The sequence below is a fragment of the Luteibacter sp. P4_D7_3 genome (genome assembly GCF_056401735.1).
This window is the reverse complement of the sequence record NZ_JBFUIT010000356.1, coordinates 1-3,795: the sequence shown is the minus strand read 5'-3', so window position 1 is coordinate 3,795 and position 3,795 is coordinate 1. Positions and strand designations below refer to the sequence as shown.

The 3,795-nt window shown below is 66.1% G+C and carries 5 protein-coding genes; all 5 read right to left on the bottom strand.

The window, feature by feature from the left end:
* Nucleotides 1-189, bottom strand: a 189-nt coding sequence (locus tag AC1DSN_RS19725) for a transposase (RefSeq protein WP_477332385.1), incomplete at its 3' end; no start/stop codon positions are given.
* A gap of 127 nt (nt 190-316) precedes the next feature.
* Entirely contained in the window at nt 317-1,150 is an 834-nt protein-coding gene (locus AC1DSN_RS19720; RefSeq protein ID WP_477332383.1) for a DUF2846 domain-containing protein, read from the bottom strand.
* A gap of 87 nt (nt 1,151-1,237) precedes the next feature.
* Entirely contained in the window at nt 1,238-2,152 is a 915-nt protein-coding gene (locus AC1DSN_RS19715; RefSeq protein WP_477296292.1) for a branched-chain amino acid transaminase, read from the bottom strand.
* 84 nt (nt 2,153-2,236) lie between these two features.
* Nucleotides 2,237-2,743, bottom strand: coding sequence for a DUF4124 domain-containing protein (locus AC1DSN_RS19710; protein WP_477296289.1), 507 nt, complete (start codon nt 2,741-2,743; stop codon nt 2,237-2,239).
* A 73-nt stretch (nt 2,744-2,816) separates the two neighbouring features.
* Nucleotides 2,817-3,647, bottom strand: coding sequence for a methylenetetrahydrofolate reductase [NAD(P)H] (gene metF, locus AC1DSN_RS19705; RefSeq protein WP_477332381.1), 831 nt, complete (start codon nt 3,645-3,647; stop codon nt 2,817-2,819).
* Between the last annotated feature and the right edge of the window lie 148 nt (nt 3,648-3,795).

The following is a 3,795-nucleotide window of genomic DNA, read 5'->3' as shown; positions in this document are numbered from 1 at the left end:
GTACCTAGCCACCTGCTCGGGCGTCGGTGGCGGCGTGGCACGCAGCTGCCGCTCCTGCTCGACCCAGCGCCGCAAAGCCGTCGGGCCAAGCCCAAGCAGCCCGCACACGGCAGGCACGGAGCGGTTCTCATCCAGTACTAAACACACCGCCCGGCGCTTGAGCGCCGGGTCGATCGGTCGATATCCCATGATTCACCTCGGTAGGGATTTTGCTCCTACATGGGTGTCCAGGAAAATTAGACCACCGCACATCGGCTCCTACCAAGCAAGGCGACACCCCGCTCGGTAGGAGCCGACTTGTCGGCGATGCTTTGTCTTACCCCTGCGGCGCGCCTTCGTGGCAGTTCGCCCCATTGCAGACGATCTCCAGCGCACTTCCACCGGCCGGGCACGTGCTGTACAGGCGTGCGTTATCACCATCGACGCTACGGACGCGAATCATGCGGTCGCATTGATGGATGGCGGCGAGGTTCTGTGCGGCGTTGAACATCGGCACGGTCACGCGCGGATCGAGGGAGGCTGGACCTCCTTCTGCCTGGACCGTCCCGACGGCGGGCGCGGTCGCGTCAGCGGTCTGCGCACTGATGGAAGCGGGTGCTGCTTCGGCCGGAGCCGATGCCGAGCCCGGAGTCGCTTCAACAGCGCGGGCGGAAGCGACGGGTGCGGCGACCTTCGGCGTGCTGTCGTCCGGCAAGCGGAACGCCGGTGCGTCGGTGCGTAGTAGAGCGCACTCGCGAACGCCGTCCTGCCCCTTGTCGGTGTCGACCTGGTGCAGCATGCTATTCGCGGACCACATGCCCATCTTCACTTCCTGCCAAACGTAATACGTCTTGCCAGCCTGTGTATCCAGCGAGAGCGACGAGATCTTTTCGCCCCTGGAGGTGATGGTATGCGGGCCAGGCGGCAGGGCGAGTTGCAGGAAGCTCTTCGGTCCGGTGTCGCCAACGGCGATACCGTCGACACTCACGTGCAGCTTGATGGCCGAGCCAAGGATCTCGTCGCGATAAATGTAGACGACGGCCTTGTCGGTGATCGGCGAGAACGTCTTTGCTTGTTCGCTGGCATCGCGGCCAGCCTTGTTGACACTGGCGCACCCACTGACCAGGCACGCAATGACGATCGCCGCAACGGCGATATGACGGATCTTCATGTCTTCCCCCTGTTGATTAGCCAGTCCTGTTGGCTCATTCCCTGGCGGGGGCATCGTAGCGCGTCCGTGCGCTACGGAGGAGGGGGCTTAGAGTGCCTCGAGCCAGCCCCAGCGGTCGGCGGTCTTGCCGCTGAACAGGCCGAAGTAAAGCTCCTGCAGGCGGCGGGTGATCTGGCCGCCCTTGCCGTTTCCGATCTGTTTGCCGTCGACCGCGCGGATCGGGGTGACTTCCGCCGCCGTGCCGCACATCAGGATTTCATCGGCGAGATACAGGTACTCGCGCGGCAGGTCGCGCTCGACCACCTCGATGCCATCCTCGCGGGCGAGGGTCATCAACGTGTGGCGGGTAATACCGGTGAGGATCGACGCGCTCGCCGGCGGTGTATGCAGCACGCCGTCGAACACGAGGAACAGGTTCTCGCCGGCGCCTTCGCTGAGCAGGCCGGTGGAGGCCAGTGCGATGCCTTCGCCGAAGCCGAGACGACGCGCTTCACGCGCGATCAGCTGGCCCGAAAGGTAATTGCCGCCCGCCTTGGCGCCGGCCGGAATGGTGTTCGGCGCGAAGCGCTGCCAGCTGGACACGCAGGCATCAATGCCGTTCTCCAGCGCCTCGGGACCGAGGTAGGGGCCCATCGGCCAGGTAGCCACGGCGACGTCGGTGGGGCACTCGGCCGAGAGGCCGAAACCACCCAGGCCGCGGAAGGCGACGGGGCGCAGGTAAGCGGCCTTGAGGTCGTTTTTCTTGACCACGTCGCGGCACGCCGCGGCGAGCTCGTCGATCGAGTAGGGGATCTCGATGTCGTAGATCTTGGCCGACATGTACAGGCGCTTGAGGTGGTCGGTGAGGCGGAAGATGGCCGCGCCGTCCGGCGTCTCATAGCTGCGGATGCCCTCGAACACCGAGGATCCGTAGTGCAGCGCATGCGCCATGACGTGAACGGTGGCATCGCGCCAGGGCTTGATCTGCCCGTTCTGCCAGATCCAATCGGGGTAGTTCTGCATGGGTTCGCTCTCCAGGGGACCGCCCATGATAACGCGCGGCGCCAGCCAGGCCATGGCGCGACGCGTCAACGCGCGCCTCCGGGCTCAGGCCGGCGGTCGCAGCCAGAGGCAGCCGGAGTCTCGCACCACGCTGAAATGGGCGCGCCGGGTGGCGGCGTCGTTGCCGGGCCGTGAGGTCACGGCGTCGAGTCCCCCGGCTTCATTGCCCTCCACCGCCAACAGGGGCTGGTGGACCAGCGTCTCCATGTTTCGGATGTTCTCTACCGCGCCACCGCTTCCGTAACCGTTCCACAGAATCAGCCCGCCAATGCGGTTGGCATCGCGGTTGGCGAACGCCTGGGCGATGCCCTCGCGTAGCCCGGCCACGTCTTTCGCACACAGCAGGCCGGTGCTGGGTCCGGCAGGCGCGTCGGCGGCGCTGGAGCTGGCCGCCGGAACCGGCGGCGGCATGATGGATGTCGCGCCGATGCTCGTGCACTGCTGGTCGGAGAACACGGGGCGGCCGTCCGTGCCGACGCAACGGTGGATCGTCGTCTGCGCGGCGGCAGGCAGGGCGATCAGGAGCAACAGCAGGACGAGGACACGTTTCACGAGGGCGGCACGCGTGGCGGTGGTGCGCCATCATCCGCGTACACGCTTCAGCGGAGAGTGAYGGCGCGCACGTTTAGCGAGCGGCGAGTCGCTCCAGCACGCCTAGGGTCGCCTTGGCCCGGTTGATCGTATAGAAGTGCAGGCCGGGCGCGCCGCCGTCGAGCAGGCGCTGGCAGAGCTCGGCCACCACGTCGGCACCGAGGTCGCGTACGGCGGCCGCGTCGTCGCCATGGGCCTGCATGCGCTTGACGATCCAGCGCGGAATTTCCGCGCCGCATTGCTCGGAGAAACGGCGCAGCTGGCTGAAGTTCGCGATCGGCATGATGCCCGGCACGATGGGCACGTTCACGCCCAGCTTCGTCACGTCGTCGACGAAGCGGAAATAGGCGTCGGCATTGAAGAAGTACTGGGTGATGGCACCGTCGGCACCCGCGTCGACCTTTGCCTTGAAGTGATGCAAGTCGTGGAGGGCGTTTTCGGCCTGGGGATGCGTTTCCGGGTAGGCGGCCACTTCGATGTGGAAGTGGTTGCCGCTGTGCTCGCGGATGAAGGTGACGAGCTCTGCCGCATAGCGGAAGTCACCGGGGGACGCCATGCCCGACGGCAGGTCGCCACGCAGCGCGACGATGCGGCGGCAATCGGTGGCTTTGTAGAGGTCGAGCAGGGCGGCGATCTCGGCCCGCGTACCGCCCATGCACGACAGATGCGGTGCCACCGACAGGCCATGCTCGACACGCAGGCGTTTCACTGTCTCGTCCGTATAGCTCAGGGTCGAGCCGCCGGCACCGAAGGTGACCGAGACGTAGTCGGGCGCATGCGGTTTGAGACGGGCGACGGCCGCGTCGAGCTGGGCGCGCTGCTCGTCGGTCTTGGGCGGGAAAAACTCGAAGCTGATGGCGGGCATGGGTGCGGTTCCCGGAACGATGGCCTGAGTATATATCTTTCCATCCAGATGGAAAGATGGCTATTCGATATCGGCTGGCCCCCGGCCGACTTGCGTGACCCCTGTAGGAGCCGATTCATCGGCGATCCCGCGGCAGCGGCCTACGGTA